The organism is Paenibacillus sp. JZ16 (assembly GCF_015326965.1).
Classification (GTDB): domain Bacteria; phylum Bacillota; class Bacilli; order Paenibacillales; family Paenibacillaceae; genus Paenibacillus_AQ.
Genome location: NZ_CP017659.1, coordinates 6,288,698 through 6,303,478, shown reverse-complemented (window position 1 = coordinate 6,303,478; position 14,781 = coordinate 6,288,698). Strand labels below are relative to the sequence as shown.

The following is a 14,781-nucleotide window of genomic DNA, read 5'->3' as shown; positions in this document are numbered from 1 at the left end:
TACTATAATTAAGTCGCTTCATACGACGATTAAACCAATTCTTGAACCAGAGCGTCCAATCTAACCGTACGCTGCTCGCCGGTCTCCATCGACTTCAGTGCAATCTCTCCGCGCGCCAGTTCATCTTCACCCAAAATGGCGGTATAACGAGCTTGCAAACGGTCGGCGGACTTCATCTGGGCTTTCATTTTCCGGCCAAGGTAATCACGTTCGGCAGCTACGCCCTTGCTTCGCAGTTCGTAGATCAATTTGGCCACTTCCTGCTCAGCGGCTTCACCCAGCGCCACCAGATAGACATCCAGCGGCTTGGCTGCCGACAGATTAACCCCTTGGTGTTCCAGAATCAATTGGATTCGCTCAAGACCAATCCCGAACCCGATGCCAGGCTGATCCGGTCCGCCGATCTGATCGACCAGTCCGTTGAACCGCCCTCCGCCGCCTACCGTATCAATCGCGCCGATGCCCTGGGTCTTGAATTCAAATGCGGTATGCGTATAATAGTCCAATCCCCGAACCAGTCTTGGATTGATTTCATACTCGATGCCCATCGCATCCAGGTACCCTTTCACTTTCTCAAAGTGCGTGCTGCATTCCTCGTCCAGGCTGTCCAGAATCGAAGGCGCATCATCGAACTTCCCTTGGTCCTTCTTGCAGTCCAACACGCGCAGCGGGTTGCGTTCCATGCGCGACTGGCAATCCGAGCATAGGTTCTCTTTCATCGGTTCCAGGAAAGCTAGCAGCGCACTGCGGTAAGCCGCCCGTACCTCAGGCGTCCCTACAGAGTTAATCTCTGCTTTTACCCCGTTCAGCCCAAGCTCCTTGTAGAAGCTGTATCCCAGCGCAATCACCTCGGCATCGATAGCCGGATCTGCCGTCCCGAACACCTCGACGCCGAACTGATGGAATTGACGGTAACGTCCCGCCTGTGGACGCTCGTAGCGGAACATGGGACCCATGTAATACAGCTTCGTGACGTCAGGCTCTCCATACAGCTTGTTTTGCACATATGCCCGCACGACGCCTGCCGTTCCTTCCGGACGTAGGGTCATGCTGCGATCCCCTTTATCCTTGAACGTATACATTTCCTTCTCTACGATGTCGGTGGTTTCGCCCACCCCGCGTTCGAACAACTCGGTCTGCTCAAAGATCGGTGTGCGAATTTCGCGGTAGTTGTATCTTCGGCACAAATCGCGTGCCTTCTCCTCGATAAACTGCCATTTCTCGACGGCACCTGGCAGGATGTCCTGCGTGCCTGTCGGTTTCTCGAACTTCTCGTTTGCCATCTTCATCCCTCCACGTCCTATGACATCTTCACCCTTGGAACATGTCCATTGCCTTGATCTGGTTCACTTCTTGAAACTAACTTAGAACTAACTATGGAAAAACTCCTGGGGAGTCATTTCGCAATAAGCCGTGAAAACTAAAAAATCTCCCGCCCCGCTGTCCTAAGACAACAGGGACGAGAGATCGTTATATAATCACCCGTGGTACCACCCACATTCCGGCGTTGACACACCTTTAATCAGTGCGTTCAATCATCCGCTTCATCCGTATAACGCCCGGCCGCGCAGTTCGGCTACTGTCTATCCCACCGGTTAACCGGTGCTTGCTTCGCCGTCTGTTCTCGGGGAGGTCATTCGTCCACTCATCAAGCGAATCCTTACAGCCAAGGGATTCTTCTCTGGTCTTGTGGGGATGGAGTACTTGTTCCCGTCATGAAATCTGTTATTGATAAATATAGTATACCCAAAACATTATATTTTTAGATTCTAATGAACTACCACACTAAAGTCAAGAAACTTTGTTGAAATTGCCCGAAAAAAGAAAAAAACCTACAAACCACGTTGTAGGTCCAAAACATATATTATATAAAAAAGGGGGTCATGCTGTTATTATAAACAGGGAATATTAAAGAAACATTGAACAAACATTACAGTTATGTTACAAGCAAGAAAGCGCTTTTAATATTATAACCAAAAAAGGCTGCTCCATCAGCGGAACAGCCCTTTTGCGTTCCCAGGTAAGCTCCCCGGGAATGATGATCTTCCATCTTCTAAAAGGGAAATAACGCGCTGCTAGCTTCTTTGCTAATTAGTCAAATCGCTCCACATAAGCGTTATTCGCCCGCAAATCATGTACGATCTGATCGTAATCCTCGTCCCTTACCTTAACGGACAGCGTATATCTCAGATCATCATAGTCCCGGTCCGTTACGTCTGCTTCGCGCCACGTGTCGCCCAGTGTGTCATCGCCGTGCGGTCGATCTTGCGCTATATCGCGGCTGTCATTGGCGTCACGGGAGCCCACGATGACCCCGGGAGCCCCCACGACTCCGCCGGGTGCTCCCATCGTTGTAGCCCCAGCAGTCGCTCCACCCGTGCCGGAATTACCCCACGGCACCAGTGGCACGAGGATGTTGCCTCCGCCTCGAACCGAATCCTGAAGCTGTCCCACCTCCAGCTGCTCCGTGTTGTACGTTAACAGCCTCGTCCTTGCGCCTTCAGCGTCGTCTTCCGTTCTGAAATAAGCTTGAATTTGTCTAGACATGTCCATTCCTCCTTTTTTTCAACCCAAGTGTTTGAAAGACCGGTATAACATGGACAACCATACAGCATGCAGCTGCTTTCTTCTTACAGTGCCTTTAACAGCTCACGCACAAAGGCCGGCTCGTCTTTCGGCGTCCGGGACGTAATCAAGTTACGATCCACGACGACTTCCTCATCCTTAAAGTTAGCGCCGGCATTCACCATATCATCCTGAAGCGGAGGATAGGAAGTGATCGTGCGTCCCTTCAGCAGGTCGGCACTTGCCAGAATTTGCGGCCCGTGGCATATCGAGGCAATTGGTTTGCCTGCCTTGTCCGCTGCTGCAACAAACTGCAATATATGGGAATCCAGACGCAAATTTTCCGGGGAAGAGCCGCCTGGAATAACCACCGCATCATAATCGTTTATATTGACGTCGGCAATGGCTTTATCCGTTGTATACGATGCCTTGCCTTGTTTACCCTTAACCTCTTGTCCTTGCTTCAACCCAATAATATCAGCTTGATGCCCCGCTTCCTTCACGGCATCATAAGGAGTTTTCATCTCGGAATCTTCGAATTGGTCAGCTAGTAGAAATGCAACTTTACTCATCTGGCATGTCTCCTTTCATGATTGTCCTCGATTTGTTATTACCCTGGAATGTCCTTTTTATAACAGCGGAATGGACGGAAGCCCTGCGATCTGCACCATTCAGGTACATGGTCATGATAGGGGGGGCTGTGGGACTCACAACTTATGAAGAAGAGCCTGAGAATATTCTCAGGCTCTTTCATGAAGTCACCAGAAGTGACACACGATCCTATTGGGTCCTACGATCTCGGCAGCTGCTTCCGCATATGTCCCTTTATGCTGATGAGCTGTACAGGATCTTCCGAAGCTGCAACCATGCGCTCTGTGCTCGCTGCTTCCCTAATGTCTCCGGACCCGACCATCGTGGGCAAACTGCTCCATATCGAAAATTTGGGAGGTTGGCGCATAGCAAACACGGCTCCTTTTTTTGTGTGAATGCCTCACAAGCATTGTTCACTCAGGATGCCCCATCTCTCCAATATGATGCATGCTGCCCGTCTTTTTAGCCGCTTATGATCTGCTGTCAATGATCAGGGTTACCGGTCCCCAATTCGTTAGCGACACGTCCATCATGGCTCCGAACACCCCGGTCTCAACCTGCAACCCCTTCGCTATGAGCTCGCGGTTAAACGCTTCATACAATGCATTCGCTTCATCCGGTTTGGCGGCGGCCATGAAATTCGGGCGTTTTCCCTTGCGGGTGTCACCATAAAGTGTAAACTGGGATACCGACAGAATGGCTCCGCCCACGTCCTGGACGCTAAAATTCATTTTTCCATCCTCGTCCTCAAAAATGCGCAGCCCCGCAACCTTCTCGGCAAGGTATTTGGCATCCTTCTCTTCATCCTCGTGCGTCACACCGACCAGCACCATCAATCCCGCTTCAATCTGGCCAACGATTTCATTGTCAACCGTGACTTGCGCATGCTTACATCTTTGAATAACCACTCTCATTGTGTTTAGCTCCTTTTTTCCATAAGAAAAATGTCTATCGATGTACTCTCTAAGAAGACAGACCGCGTTTATCGGTAGTTTTTCTTGCGATATCAGGCAGACAGATCCTCCGAAGTTTATACGCTGACATCTTAAGAAAAATGTCTATCGATGTACTCTCTAAGAAGACAGACCGCGTTTATCGGTAGTTTTTCTTGCGATATCAGGCAGACAGATCCTCCGAAGTTTATACTCTGACATCTTAAGAAAAATGTCTATCGATGTACTCTCTAAGAAGACAGACCGCGTTTATCGGTAGTTTTTCTTGCGATATCAGGCAGACAGATCCTCCGAAGTTTATACGCTGACATCTTAAAATAAAACGGCCTGTCTCCCGCAGGATAACAGACCGCATTCGTATAATCATCCCGAGACTGTACATGTCCATGAAACCCCGGAGTCCGTTAACCACGCTACCGTGCCATCACTTGCATCACTGCATGATTCGATGAACGGTATATACATCCTTCACCCGCTTGATTCGCTCCACAACGGAATGGAGATGATCCGTATTGCGGATCAAAATCGTCATGTGAATCATCGCCATTTTGTTCTTGTCAGATCGGCCGGTCACAGCGGAAATATTTGTTTTGCTCTCTGAAACGGCCTGAAGAACTTCATTTAACAGTCCGTTGCGATCATGGCCCGTCACTTCGATATCGACGCTGTAGTTAGCCTCAACCGCCGTTTCCCATTCCACCTCGATGACGCGAGCGGCATCCTCGCCTTCACCCATGGACGGCAGATTGGCACAATCCGAACGATGGACCGATACGCCGCGTCCGCGGGTAACGTAACCGACAATATCATCGCCGGGTACGGGATTGCAGCATCTCGCGAAGCGCACCAGCAGATTATCAATCCCCTTCACGCGCACGCCGTTAGTCGGACGGCTTCGTTTCTCCGCCGGCTTGATTTCCTTCATCTCGGAGGTCAATTCAAGCTGATTCGCTTCCTCCTGCTCCTTACGGAGCTTCTCGGTCACTTTGGTACAGATTTGAGCGGCCGTGATCCCGCCAAAGCCAACCGCCGATAACATATCCTCGATATCATTAAAGGCGAATTTCTTGGCCGCCTCCATTAATTTATCATCGGTCGTCCATTCGGACACCTCAAGACCGAGGCGCTTGATTTCGCGCTCCAGCATATCGCGCCCCTTCTCCACATTCTCTTCCCGCTTCTCTTTCTTGAACCACTGCTTGATCTTACTGCGGGCATGGGAGGATTGGGCAATCTTCAACCAGTCCTGGCTCGGACCGTACGAATGTTTCGATGTTAAAATTTCCACGATATCGCCGGTCTTGAGTTGATGATCCAGCGGAACGATTCTGCCGTTGACCTTGGCACCAATCGTTCGATTTCCTACTTCAGTATGAATTCGGTAGGCAAAATCGAGAGGGACGGAGCCTGAAGGCAGCTCGATCACCTCGCCTTTTGGCGTAAACACAAAAACCAGATCGGAGAAAAAGTCCATCTTCAGAGATTCTACAAATTCCGAGGCATCCTTCGTCTCATGCTGCAGTTCCAATATTTCACGGAAGAACGTCATCTTATTATCGAAGCTGCCTCCGTTGCCTGCGGAACCTTCTTTATAGGACCAGTGAGCCGCGATACCGTACTCTGCCGTACGATGCATCTCCCAGGTCCGGATCTGAACCTCTGTCGGTTCCCCATTCGGTCCGACCACCGTCGTATGAAGAGATTGATACATATTCGTTTTTGGCATGGCGATATAATCTTTGAAACGGCCAGGCATCGGCTTCCACAAGGTGTGGATGATGCCAAGCGTAGCATAACAATCCTTGATATTGTCCACAATAATGCGGATTGCAAGAAGATCATAAATTTCGTTGAATTGCTTGTTCTTCACCGTCATTTTCTTAAACACGCTGTAGATATGCTTCGGCCTGCCCGATAAGTCGGCTTGTATGCCCATCTCGTCGAGCTTCTCACGGATACAGACTATGACATTGTCGATATACTGCTCACGTTCAGCCCGCTTCTTGTGCATTAAATTCGCAATGCGGTAATACTGCTGCGGATTCAAGTAACGAAGCGCGATATCCTCCATCTCCCACTTGATCGCGGAAATACCTAGACGATGAGCGATCGGACAAAAGATCTCTAGCGTTTCATAGGAAATACGGCGCTGGCTTTCCTCGGACTGATACTTAAGCGTGCGCATATTGTGAAGCCGATCCGCCAGCTTGATCACGATCACCCGGATGTCCCGGGCCATCGCGATAAACATTTTACGATAATTTTCGTTCTGCTGTTCTTCTTTGGATCGGAATTGGATACGTTCCAGTTTCGTTAAACCATCCACCAGCAGTGCGCAGGTATCCCCGAAGCGCTCACGGATCTGCTCGAGCGATACAGTTGTATCCTCAACGACATCATGAAGCAACGCAGCAATAATAGACAACGTGTCCATCTGCATATTCACCACGATGTCTGCAACCGCAAGCGGATGAAGAATATAAGGTTCTCCCGATTTCCGCACTTGTCCGTGGTGGGCTTGCTCCGCAAATTCATAAGCTTCCTGGATGCGGAGAAGATCGGGTTCTTTTATATAGGCGCTGGCCTTTTCGAGTAATCGCTCTATGCCCATTTTGGAGTCCTTCTCTTCCCTTTCTATATAAAATGGAACCCGCCCTTGTCAAAACGTGCAGGTTCCCTCGTGATTGTTTTCCTATCATTATGACGCTTGTGACGTTATACGTCAACATGTCGAGCGTTCAGACACTTATAGTATGCCCGTTTCCGGCTCGGAGACATCAAAACTTGACATGAAATGAATATTTTGACGAACTGTAAAAATTAATGTTGAAAAAACGAACGATTGTATTTAATCTATTAAAGATCGTACGCGAACGGTCCTATATTTAAAGTCCTAAGAGGAGTGAAATGGTTTGCAACGAGAAATTCAAGTAGATGAGAAACTTCCGTTTGGCCCAGGCTTTCTTCTGAGCCTGCAGCATTTGTTCGCCATGTTCGGAAGTACGGTGCTTGTACCGAACCTATTCGGCGTGGATCCCGGCATGATCCTGCTGATGAACGGCATCGGCACACTGCTCTACATTTTTTTATGTAAAGGGAAGATCCCGGCCTACCTCGGCTCAAGCTTTGCCTTTATCTCGCCGGTTCTGCTCGTGCTCGCCGACGATCCGGAAGCCAACTATAGCAAGGCACTGGGCGCCTTTATCGTAACAGGGATTATCTTCTGCCTGGTAGCTCTTATCGTTAAATATGCAGGAACCAAATGGATCGACTTTGTATTCCCGCCAGCGGTAATGGGTGCCATTATTGCCATGATCGGGCTTGAGCTTGTACCGGTTGCCGCAGGTATGGCCGGCTTCTTACCAGAAGAGGGACAATCCCTTGATCCTAAAATCATTACGATTTCACTCGTAACACTTGGCGTCACCGTACTCGGATCGATCCTGTTCCGCGGCTTCGCCAAAATCATTCACATTCTGATCGGAATTGTTGTCGGTTATGCTCTCTCCTTCGCGCTAGGCGTGGTAGACACCGAAAAAATCGCGAACGCGAAGTTCCTGTCGGCCCCGGAGCTGACAACCCCGGTTTTCGATAACGGAGCGATCTGGTCCATCATACCGGTAGCAATCGTTGTGATCGTTGAGCACATCGGCCACCTGCTGGTCACCAGCAATATCGTGGGCAAAGACCTCTCCAGAGACCCTGGCCTGCACCGCTCCCTTCTCGGTAACGGTATATCCACCATTCTGTCAGGATTCGTAGGCTCCACACCCAATACCACCTATGGTGAAAATATCGGGGTCATGGCACTGACAAAGGTATACTCGGTATTCGTAATTGCCGGAGCAGCCATTATTGCGATTCTGCTCTCCTTCTCCGGTACGTTCTCCGCCGTTGTAGCGAACATTCCTACACCTGTAATGGGCGGCGTATCTCTGTTGCTGTTCGGGGTTATCGCAGCTTCCGGTCTTCGGATCTTTGTTGAGCAAAGGGTCGATTTCTCCAAAGCAAGCAACATGATCCTGGCTACGCTGGTCCTGGTTACAGGGATTAGCGGCGTAACATTGAAGATTCCTAACACTACCATCGAGCTGAAGGGTATGGCCCTGGCTACCATCGTAGGTGTTCTCATGGCCCTTCTCTTCAAAGTCTTCGAGATTACCGGCCTCTCCAATGAACAAAATGATGAGCCGCTCGTAGAAAAAACGCCGGATTGAAACGACAACTTGATTGCAAAATAGAAAAATGCCCTGAGCTGATTGCTCAGGGCATTTTATTATTTCCCGGGAAAATCAGGGAGAATGTTGTCGGTTACTCGTATTGCATTAATGTAAATACATCGATTCCATCCAGCTTCGAACGGCCATTGAGATCAGCCAGCTCGATCATGAATGCAGCTCCAACAACGTTTCCGCCCAATTGACGAATGAGGTTAACCGAAGTCGCAATCGTGCCGCCTGTTGCAAGAAGATCATCCGCAATCAATACATTTTGACCCTTCTCGATTGCATCGGTATGCATCGCCAAGCGATCTTTACCATATTCGAGGTCATATCCCACTTCGATCGTTTCGTAGGGAAGCTTTCCGCTTTTGCGAATGGGCGCGAATCCTACCCCAAGAGCATAAGCCAGCGGTGCACCTACAACAAATCCACGGGCTTCGGGACCAGCTATCACATCAATTTTGAGATCGGATACCAAGACCTTCAATTCTTCGATGGCTTTACGATACACCTCACCATTCTTGAGCAGTGTAGTAATATCTTTGAAGCTGATCCCCGCCTGCGGAAAATCGGGAATGACACGAATATAATCTTTAAAATCCAAAATAATCTCCTCCTGTATAGTTGCGGTTAAGATACGCCTTTTGTGCGGGACATCATCCATTGGGTTAATTGTTCCGTACCGGCATGCAGCAGATGCTGCTCCATATCTGCCAAATCGCTTAGTTCACGGAAGTGACGGGAAGCGTCCAGCGGTTTTTTCTCCGGCTTCGGTATAAAGGTAATCTGTCCCTGAACACGCTGGATGAACGCCAATTCCTCAAACACATCCAGTACTTTGAGCAGCATGCGTTCGGACAAGGACGTCTGCTTCTGCAGACGTCCTACAACCTCATTCTCCGACACGGGAGCGGACGTCATTCCGGCAAGTGAAACGTACAGCTTTTTAAACTGTTCGCGGTCCGGAATTTGCAGTCGTTCGCGCAGGTTCCGGGTCGGATGCAGCATGAATATATTAGGAACGGAATGGAAGGCTGACATGAATGCATCCAATTGTTCAGCCGTCTCCGGTACATCCAGTACGAACAAAACGGAAATATCTTCTTGACTGTTCTCAGCAATATCATTATCCGGCATGATGCCAGCATTCCTATCATATACCCAAAGGCACATATCATACAATTGACTTTTTATTTCCGGATGTGAATCTTTTGCGTACACCACTGCGGAACGGACTGCCGGGCAGCGCAGATGCGGCTCCAGCTCCGCTCTCCACCTCTGAATTTCCTGTATCGGCTCCTTGATCCCGCGGTAGTCAAACACCTGTTGATAAGGGGCGCAGATATCCTGAATCATGAGCTGTACTTTACGGCTCCCGTTCCATTCATTCACGGAAAGCTCGCCAAGCACATCCACAACCGATCCCACCGGCAAAATATCGGCTAGATGTCCCCAGCCGAATGAGATTGCATCGATAACCTCCCGCTTTTGCTGCAAACGAAGCTTCAGATGTTTCCCCTCTTTGCCGATTTTGCGGACGTCCTTGATGACAACATCCCGAAAGACAATCTTCGGCACAGCATTGGCCATGCCAAACGGGCCTAATTGTTCAATTTGTTCAATAACAGGCACCGATACCTCCGACAAGCTAGCCTCCAGGTCCGCTTCACAGATTGCAATCAGATGCTCTTCTTCGAGCGCTTCTTCCGCATATCGATGAAGTCCCTGTTCAAATTCCTCCAAACGGTCCCGATGGAGGCTCATGCCCGCTGCGGATGGATGCCCCCCAAAGTGGTCCATGACGTCCTTGCAGGAATGCAGAGCCGCATAAATATCGAATCCCGGAATCGATCGGGCGGAACCTTTACAGTTCCCCGTCTCGGGATCAATCCCGAGAATAACAACAGGCCTGTAGAATCGCTCCAGTATTTTGGAGGCCACGATGCCAACTACGCCAACGTTCCAGCCTTCACCCGCCAACACGATTACAGGAGGAACCTCCTGTCCTCTCCAGCGGTTTTGAACCATGCCCAGCGCTTCCTGGACGATGTTTTCGACCACTTGCTGCCGATCCTTGTTCAGCCCATCCAATTCCCAGGCAAGCCGCTCCGCTTCTTCCCGGTGTTCTGTTGTAAGCAGCGTAACGGCACGGCCTGCATGATCCAGACGGCCACTGGCATTAATCCGTGGTGCCATGGAGAATGCCACATTAACGGCTGTCACTTGCTCCACATGAATTCCTGATACCTCAAGCAAGCAGCGGATGCCTTCATACTTCGTACTCCGCATCGATTCGATCCCGTGCTTCACAAGCACCCGGTTCTCCCCCGTGAGCGGCATCAAGTCAGCAATGGTTCCGATAGAAACAATCTGAAGCCATTCCTCCGGCGGTTCTCCAACGAGAGCCTGTGCCAGCTTGTAAGCCACGCCTACGCCCGCCAGCCCCTTAAAGGGATAGGGACATGTAGGGATTTTCGGGTTGATCAGCGCATAGGCTTCTGGCAGCACCTCAGGCGGCTCATGATGGTCCGTGACAATTACGTCGATGCCAAGGCTGTTGGCATACGCAATTTGCTCCACTGCGCTAATCCCGGTATCAACGGTAATGACCAGACTGACCCCTTGCTGATGAGCCCAATCCAGCGCGTGATTATGTAAGCCATAACCTTCATTGGATCGGTGAGGTATATAAATATCATAAGATGCGCCCAAGTAACGCATCAGATGAATCATCAATGACGTGCTGGAAACACCGTCTGCATCATAATCGCCGTAAATTAGAATATGCTCCCGATCCTCCAGCGCTTTACGAATACGCGGTACAGCCTCCTGCATCCCTTGCATGAGATAAGGGTCATGCGTCAGCTCAAACGTTCCATATAGAAATCTCCGTCCATCCTCGGCTGAATGTATCCCTCGTGACGCCATGAGCGAAGCCACCATCGGTGGCAACGACAGATCCTGGGCCAGCCTATCGGTGATCGATGACTCTGCCGAGCGTATTCTCCATTCATATTTGGAATACAGCACAGGGACTCACCTTCCTTTTCCTGCCTTTTTCCTGCTGTCTTATACCTGTTAGCTCCAGACGCTACTGCGGCAGTGTCGGCATATCGTTGTCCATCAAGTCAAAGTTCGATTTATACGGATAACCCGGTTCATAGGGTACAACGTGAACTTTGGCATCCGTAACCTGAATAAAACGATGAGTTAACAGCTTCCGGATGCGCTCGGCAATTTCTTGAGCCTCCAACACGGACGTCCGGGGATTCACGGTAACTTTCACTTCAATGTTCACATGACGGATCTGCCCGTATTCCTGAACCTTCAGTTCCTCGATCGTGATCACGCCATGTACCCGCTGAATCGTATCCATGAATTCGGCTTCGTGCTCATGCCGCTTCTCTTCCACGAGGGTACCATAAACGGAATGAACGATTAAAATATACCCCTTGCGGACCACGAGACAAGCCACAATCAGAGCCGCAACCGAATCCATATAGAGCAGGGGTGTCCAATCGAAGTAGGAGCCGCCCATCGCTAGTGACACGCCGATCAATACCGTTAGCGAAGAGTACAAGGTAAATCGATGATCAGCGGACAGCACCTCGTACCTGGGGTCATTGTTTCTTTTTATCTGCCGGGATTGGTACTGAAACACGGCTTCATTCACCGCGAGTGATATAAAAACTGCAAGCAATGCCGATTCGGTCGGCGGCTCCAGGTCGCCTGATGCCATGGTTTGGATCGCGGATACCGCAATTTGAATACCACCCATGATCAATAAAACGGCAAATAGGATCGAGATCACCGGCTCCGTTGTGCCCGAAACGTTCCGTTTGTCCCGAATTAAGTTTTTATTGCCGAATATACCGAGGCTTGGCAAACGGTCCACCAGTAAAGTTACGGCGTTCGCGGCAGAATGCAGAGCATCTCCGATTAGAGCCTTACTGCCGGATAAGTAACCGGCGATCCCTTTGCACAAGGCCAATGCAAAATCCGCTACAATGCCTGTCCAAAGGACAGTCTCCGTATGATTCAAACGTTCATTGCTCACTTGAGGCCCCCTCAATGTCACTATTGATCCTGTGCTTATCACGCTTGTTAACTTTAGAAAGCCGCGTCGCCAGCGACGCGGCTTTCCACTTGTATAGGATCCTCTGCTATCTAGACTGCTACACCAACAGCGGCTGAATTAAATTTCAATCTTATCTTTGCTTGGCTTAGGCGAATTTGGTTTATTGCTGACATTGCGCCCTTTAAGGAGGAGCCACAACGGACTCGCGATAAAGATCGAAGAGTACGCGCCGAATAACAAACCGATACAAATCGCCAGCGAGAACATCTGAATCGACTCACCGCCAAGCAGAAGTATGAAGAACGCTGCAATAAACACGGACAGTGCCGTATATATCGAACGGCCGAGTGTCTGAGATAAGCTTTTGTTCACCAGATCCTTAAGATCCGAGTATCGCTTGATCTTGGCAAACCTTAGATTTTCCCTGATCCGGTCAAAGATGACGATCGTATCGTTAATTGAGTAACCGATAATCGTCAGAACAGCAATAATGAATGTCAGGTCTACCTCAAGACCGAGGATAGAGAAAATACTGATAACCACGAATGCATCATGCAGAAGGGCTACGATCGCTGCTATCGCAAAGCGCCATTCAAAGCGGATGCTGACATAGATGATAATTCCGATACAGGAGATCAATACGGCATAAATTGCGTTTCGGCCCAGCTCTTTTGCCATCTCGGGGTCCACCGTGTTGACCTCGAAAGTAGCCTTTTCATCCAGCTTCTCAATGCCGGTACGCATCTTCATATCCTGATCCTCGGTCAGAACCTCCCTGAATCGGATATTCACGCGGTCATTACCAGGTGTAATGCTCGCATCTTCACCGATTCCCGCCTCTTCTAACACGGTATCAATCTGCTCCGTAGTCAGCGTTTTGGAGAGGGAAATGTCCACGTTCGAACCGGATTGGAAATCAACGCCGTAGTTAAGACCACGAGTCAAGAGGAATACCAAGCCCAGAATCGTAATTGCAATGGACAGTATATAGAAAAACCTGCTTTTGCCTACGAAATCAAAGTTCTTAAAGCTCACGAATGTCACGCTCCTTTACGCCATAATGGCTCGGTTTGCGGGCCCAACCAATATTCACAAGCAGATTGAGCAAGAAACGGGAGAAATAAACGTTCGTGGCAATACTCACGATGATCTCCAGAATCAATACAAGCGCAAAACCTTTGACCGCGCCGGTACCAAATCCGAACATGACAGCGGCAACGAGTATCGTCGTCAAGTTGGAGTCCATAATAGCTCGCAGGGATGACTTACCGCCTGCTTTGACCGCGGATGGAACACTCTTGCCAGTTCTGATCTCTTCCCGAATGCGCTCATAGGTGATGATATTGGCATCAACCGCCATACCAATACCTAATATAAATGCCGCAATACCTGGGAGCGTCAGCGTAAAGTCAGCCCATACGAAAACAAGGATCAGAAGCCATGTATGCAAAATAAGTGCAAAGCTTGCCAGCAAGCCCGGTACGCGATATCTGATAATCATGAACAGCAGGATCGCAACAGAAGCGATCAGACCGGCTTGTAAAGTCTTTGTAAGAGATTGCATGCCAAGCGTAGCCCCTACGCTCTGAGAGTATTTCTCGACCAGTTTCAGCGGCAGGGCGCCGAGATTAATCGTATCCCGGATCTGCTTTGCTTCATCCAGCGAATAATTCCCCGTAATTTGTGCGGTACCGTCCGTTAATACGGCTCGCACCGTCGGAGCTGACAGCAGTTGGTCGTCCATGAAGATAGCCAGCTCTTGACCGAGAAGACGTTCTGTAATTTCAGCAAACTTCCCCTTGTCCTTCACTTTAATATCTATCATAGGCTGATTAAGCTGATCATAGGCAACCGATGCGCCGTTCTCGACGAAATCGTCACCGCGGAGCTCAATTTTACAGAACTCCTCGCCTTCTTTACAGCCGTCATTGCTTCGGAATGTGAGGTTTGCAGGTTCTTTCATTGTTTTTCGAACTTCAGCCTCATCCGTTACGCCTGCCACCTTTAAGCGGATCCGGTTCGTCCCTTCCGGCGTAACCTCAGGCTCTGATGTTCCCATTGCATCCGCACGCTTTTGCAAACTCTTTGCGGTTTCCTGCAGTGCTTCTTTTGTGACTTGCTGCCCTTCCATCAAAGGCTCCGCTTCATATAGGATTTCGAATCCACCCTTAAGATCCAAACCTAGACGGACGTCTTTCAGCAAGCCCGGAGTTGTAACGGCCATTAATACAGTGATCACGAGTACGGTTCCGACGAAACTGATAATTCTCTTCATGCCGTCCTTTGTTCCCCCTTTTTACTCAATATTCCTATTATAGCGATGTCATAAAACCCAGTCAATTTATCAAAATTTGTCGGGCTTATGAATGAA

At 49.5% G+C, this 14,781-nt stretch carries 12 protein-coding genes; 1 reads left to right on the top strand and 11 read right to left on the bottom strand.

All coding sequences use genetic code 11. The features are described 5' to 3' along the window. Positions 1 to 29: 29 nt before the first annotated feature. The 6 genes from hisS to BJP58_RS28155 all read right to left on the bottom strand — a co-directional run bounded on the left by hisS (position 30) and on the right by BJP58_RS28155 (position 6,720). On the bottom strand, positions 30 to 1,283 hold the full coding sequence (gene hisS / locus BJP58_RS28180; RefSeq protein WP_194541508.1) for a histidine--tRNA ligase: 1,254 nt from the start codon (positions 1,281 to 1,283) through the stop codon (positions 30 to 32). A gap of 808 nt (positions 1,284 to 2,091) precedes the next feature. After that, positions 2,092 to 2,547: a hypothetical protein gene (locus BJP58_RS28175; protein ID WP_194541507.1), complete on the bottom strand. Its 456-nt coding sequence runs from the start codon at positions 2,545 to 2,547 to the stop codon at positions 2,092 to 2,094. 83 nt (positions 2,548 to 2,630) lie between these two features. Then, positions 2,631 to 3,137 carry a type 1 glutamine amidotransferase domain-containing protein gene (locus BJP58_RS28170; RefSeq protein ID WP_194541506.1) on the bottom strand — a complete coding sequence of 169 codons (507 nt, stop codon included), beginning with the start codon at positions 3,135 to 3,137 and terminating at the stop codon, positions 2,631 to 2,633. A gap of 218 nt (positions 3,138 to 3,355) precedes the next feature. Then, complete coding sequence (locus tag BJP58_RS28165) at positions 3,356 to 3,523, bottom strand: hypothetical protein (protein ID WP_194541505.1); 168 nt, start codon at positions 3,521 to 3,523, stop codon at positions 3,356 to 3,358. Positions 3,524 to 3,626: 103 nt separating this feature from the next. After that, the gene (gene dtd, locus BJP58_RS28160) at positions 3,627 to 4,070 is read right to left on the bottom strand and encodes a D-aminoacyl-tRNA deacylase (protein WP_194541504.1); all 444 of its coding nucleotides are present in this window, start codon (positions 4,068 to 4,070) and stop codon (positions 3,627 to 3,629) included. A gap of 472 nt (positions 4,071 to 4,542) precedes the next feature. Beyond that, the gene (locus BJP58_RS28155; protein WP_071222760.1) at positions 4,543 to 6,720 is read right to left on the bottom strand and encodes a RelA/SpoT family protein; all 2,178 of its coding nucleotides are present in this window, start codon (positions 6,718 to 6,720) and stop codon (positions 4,543 to 4,545) included. Positions 6,721 to 7,021: 301 nt separating this feature from the next. Between BJP58_RS28155 and uraA the strand changes: the two genes are divergently transcribed. Continuing rightward, complete coding sequence (gene uraA, locus BJP58_RS28150) at positions 7,022 to 8,326, top strand: uracil permease (protein WP_194541503.1); 1,305 nt, start codon at positions 7,022 to 7,024, stop codon at positions 8,324 to 8,326. A 94-nt stretch (positions 8,327 to 8,420) separates the two neighbouring features. On the opposite strand, the gene BJP58_RS28145 is transcribed toward uraA, so the two are convergent. The 5 genes from BJP58_RS28145 to secD form a co-directional block, all read right to left on the bottom strand. Then, on the bottom strand, positions 8,421 to 8,936 hold the full coding sequence (locus BJP58_RS28145) for an adenine phosphoribosyltransferase (RefSeq protein ID WP_071222758.1): 516 nt from the start codon (positions 8,934 to 8,936) through the stop codon (positions 8,421 to 8,423). 26 nt (positions 8,937 to 8,962) lie between these two features. After that, positions 8,963 to 11,362, bottom strand: a complete 2,400-nt coding sequence (recJ, locus tag BJP58_RS28140) for a single-stranded-DNA-specific exonuclease RecJ (RefSeq protein WP_194541502.1) — start codon at positions 11,360 to 11,362, stop codon at positions 8,963 to 8,965. A 61-nt stretch (positions 11,363 to 11,423) separates the two neighbouring features. Next, positions 11,424 to 12,389 carry a cation diffusion facilitator family transporter gene (locus BJP58_RS28135; RefSeq protein WP_194541501.1) on the bottom strand — a complete coding sequence of 322 codons (966 nt, stop codon included), beginning with the start codon at positions 12,387 to 12,389 and terminating at the stop codon, positions 11,424 to 11,426. Between the two features lie 138 nt (positions 12,390 to 12,527). After that, positions 12,528 to 13,445, bottom strand: coding sequence for a protein translocase subunit SecF (gene secF, locus BJP58_RS28130; RefSeq protein WP_074961950.1), 918 nt, complete (start codon positions 13,443 to 13,445; stop codon positions 12,528 to 12,530). After that, complete coding sequence (secD, locus tag BJP58_RS28125; protein WP_194541500.1) at positions 13,435 to 14,685, bottom strand: protein translocase subunit SecD; 1,251 nt, start codon at positions 14,683 to 14,685, stop codon at positions 13,435 to 13,437. Before secD ends, secF begins: the two co-directional genes overlap by 11 nt. Positions 14,686 to 14,781 lie beyond the last annotated feature (96 nt).

What these genes read in the sequence shown, in the direction of transcription:
- dtd (WP_194541504.1), bottom strand. Translation starts at nt 4,070, where the DNA reads ATGAGAGTGGTTATTCAAAGATGTAAGCATGCGCAAGTCACGGTTGAC.
- BJP58_RS28170 (WP_194541506.1), bottom strand. Translation starts at nt 3,137, where the DNA reads ATGAGTAAAGTTGCATTTCTACTAGCTGACCAATTCGAAGATTCCGAG.
- secD (WP_194541500.1), bottom strand. Translation starts at nt 14,685, where the DNA reads ATGAAGAGAATTATCAGTTTCGTCGGAACCGTACTCGTGATCACTGTA.
- BJP58_RS28165 (WP_194541505.1), bottom strand. Translation starts at nt 3,523, where the DNA reads ATGCGCCAACCTCCCAAATTTTCGATATGGAGCAGTTTGCCCACGATG.
- BJP58_RS28175 (WP_194541507.1), bottom strand. Translation starts at nt 2,547, where the DNA reads ATGTCTAGACAAATTCAAGCTTATTTCAGAACGGAAGACGACGCTGAA.
- hisS (WP_194541508.1), bottom strand. Translation starts at nt 1,283, where the DNA reads ATGGCAAACGAGAAGTTCGAGAAACCGACAGGCACGCAGGACATCCTG.
- BJP58_RS28155 (WP_071222760.1), bottom strand. Translation starts at nt 6,720, where the DNA reads ATGGGCATAGAGCGATTACTCGAAAAGGCCAGCGCCTATATAAAAGAA.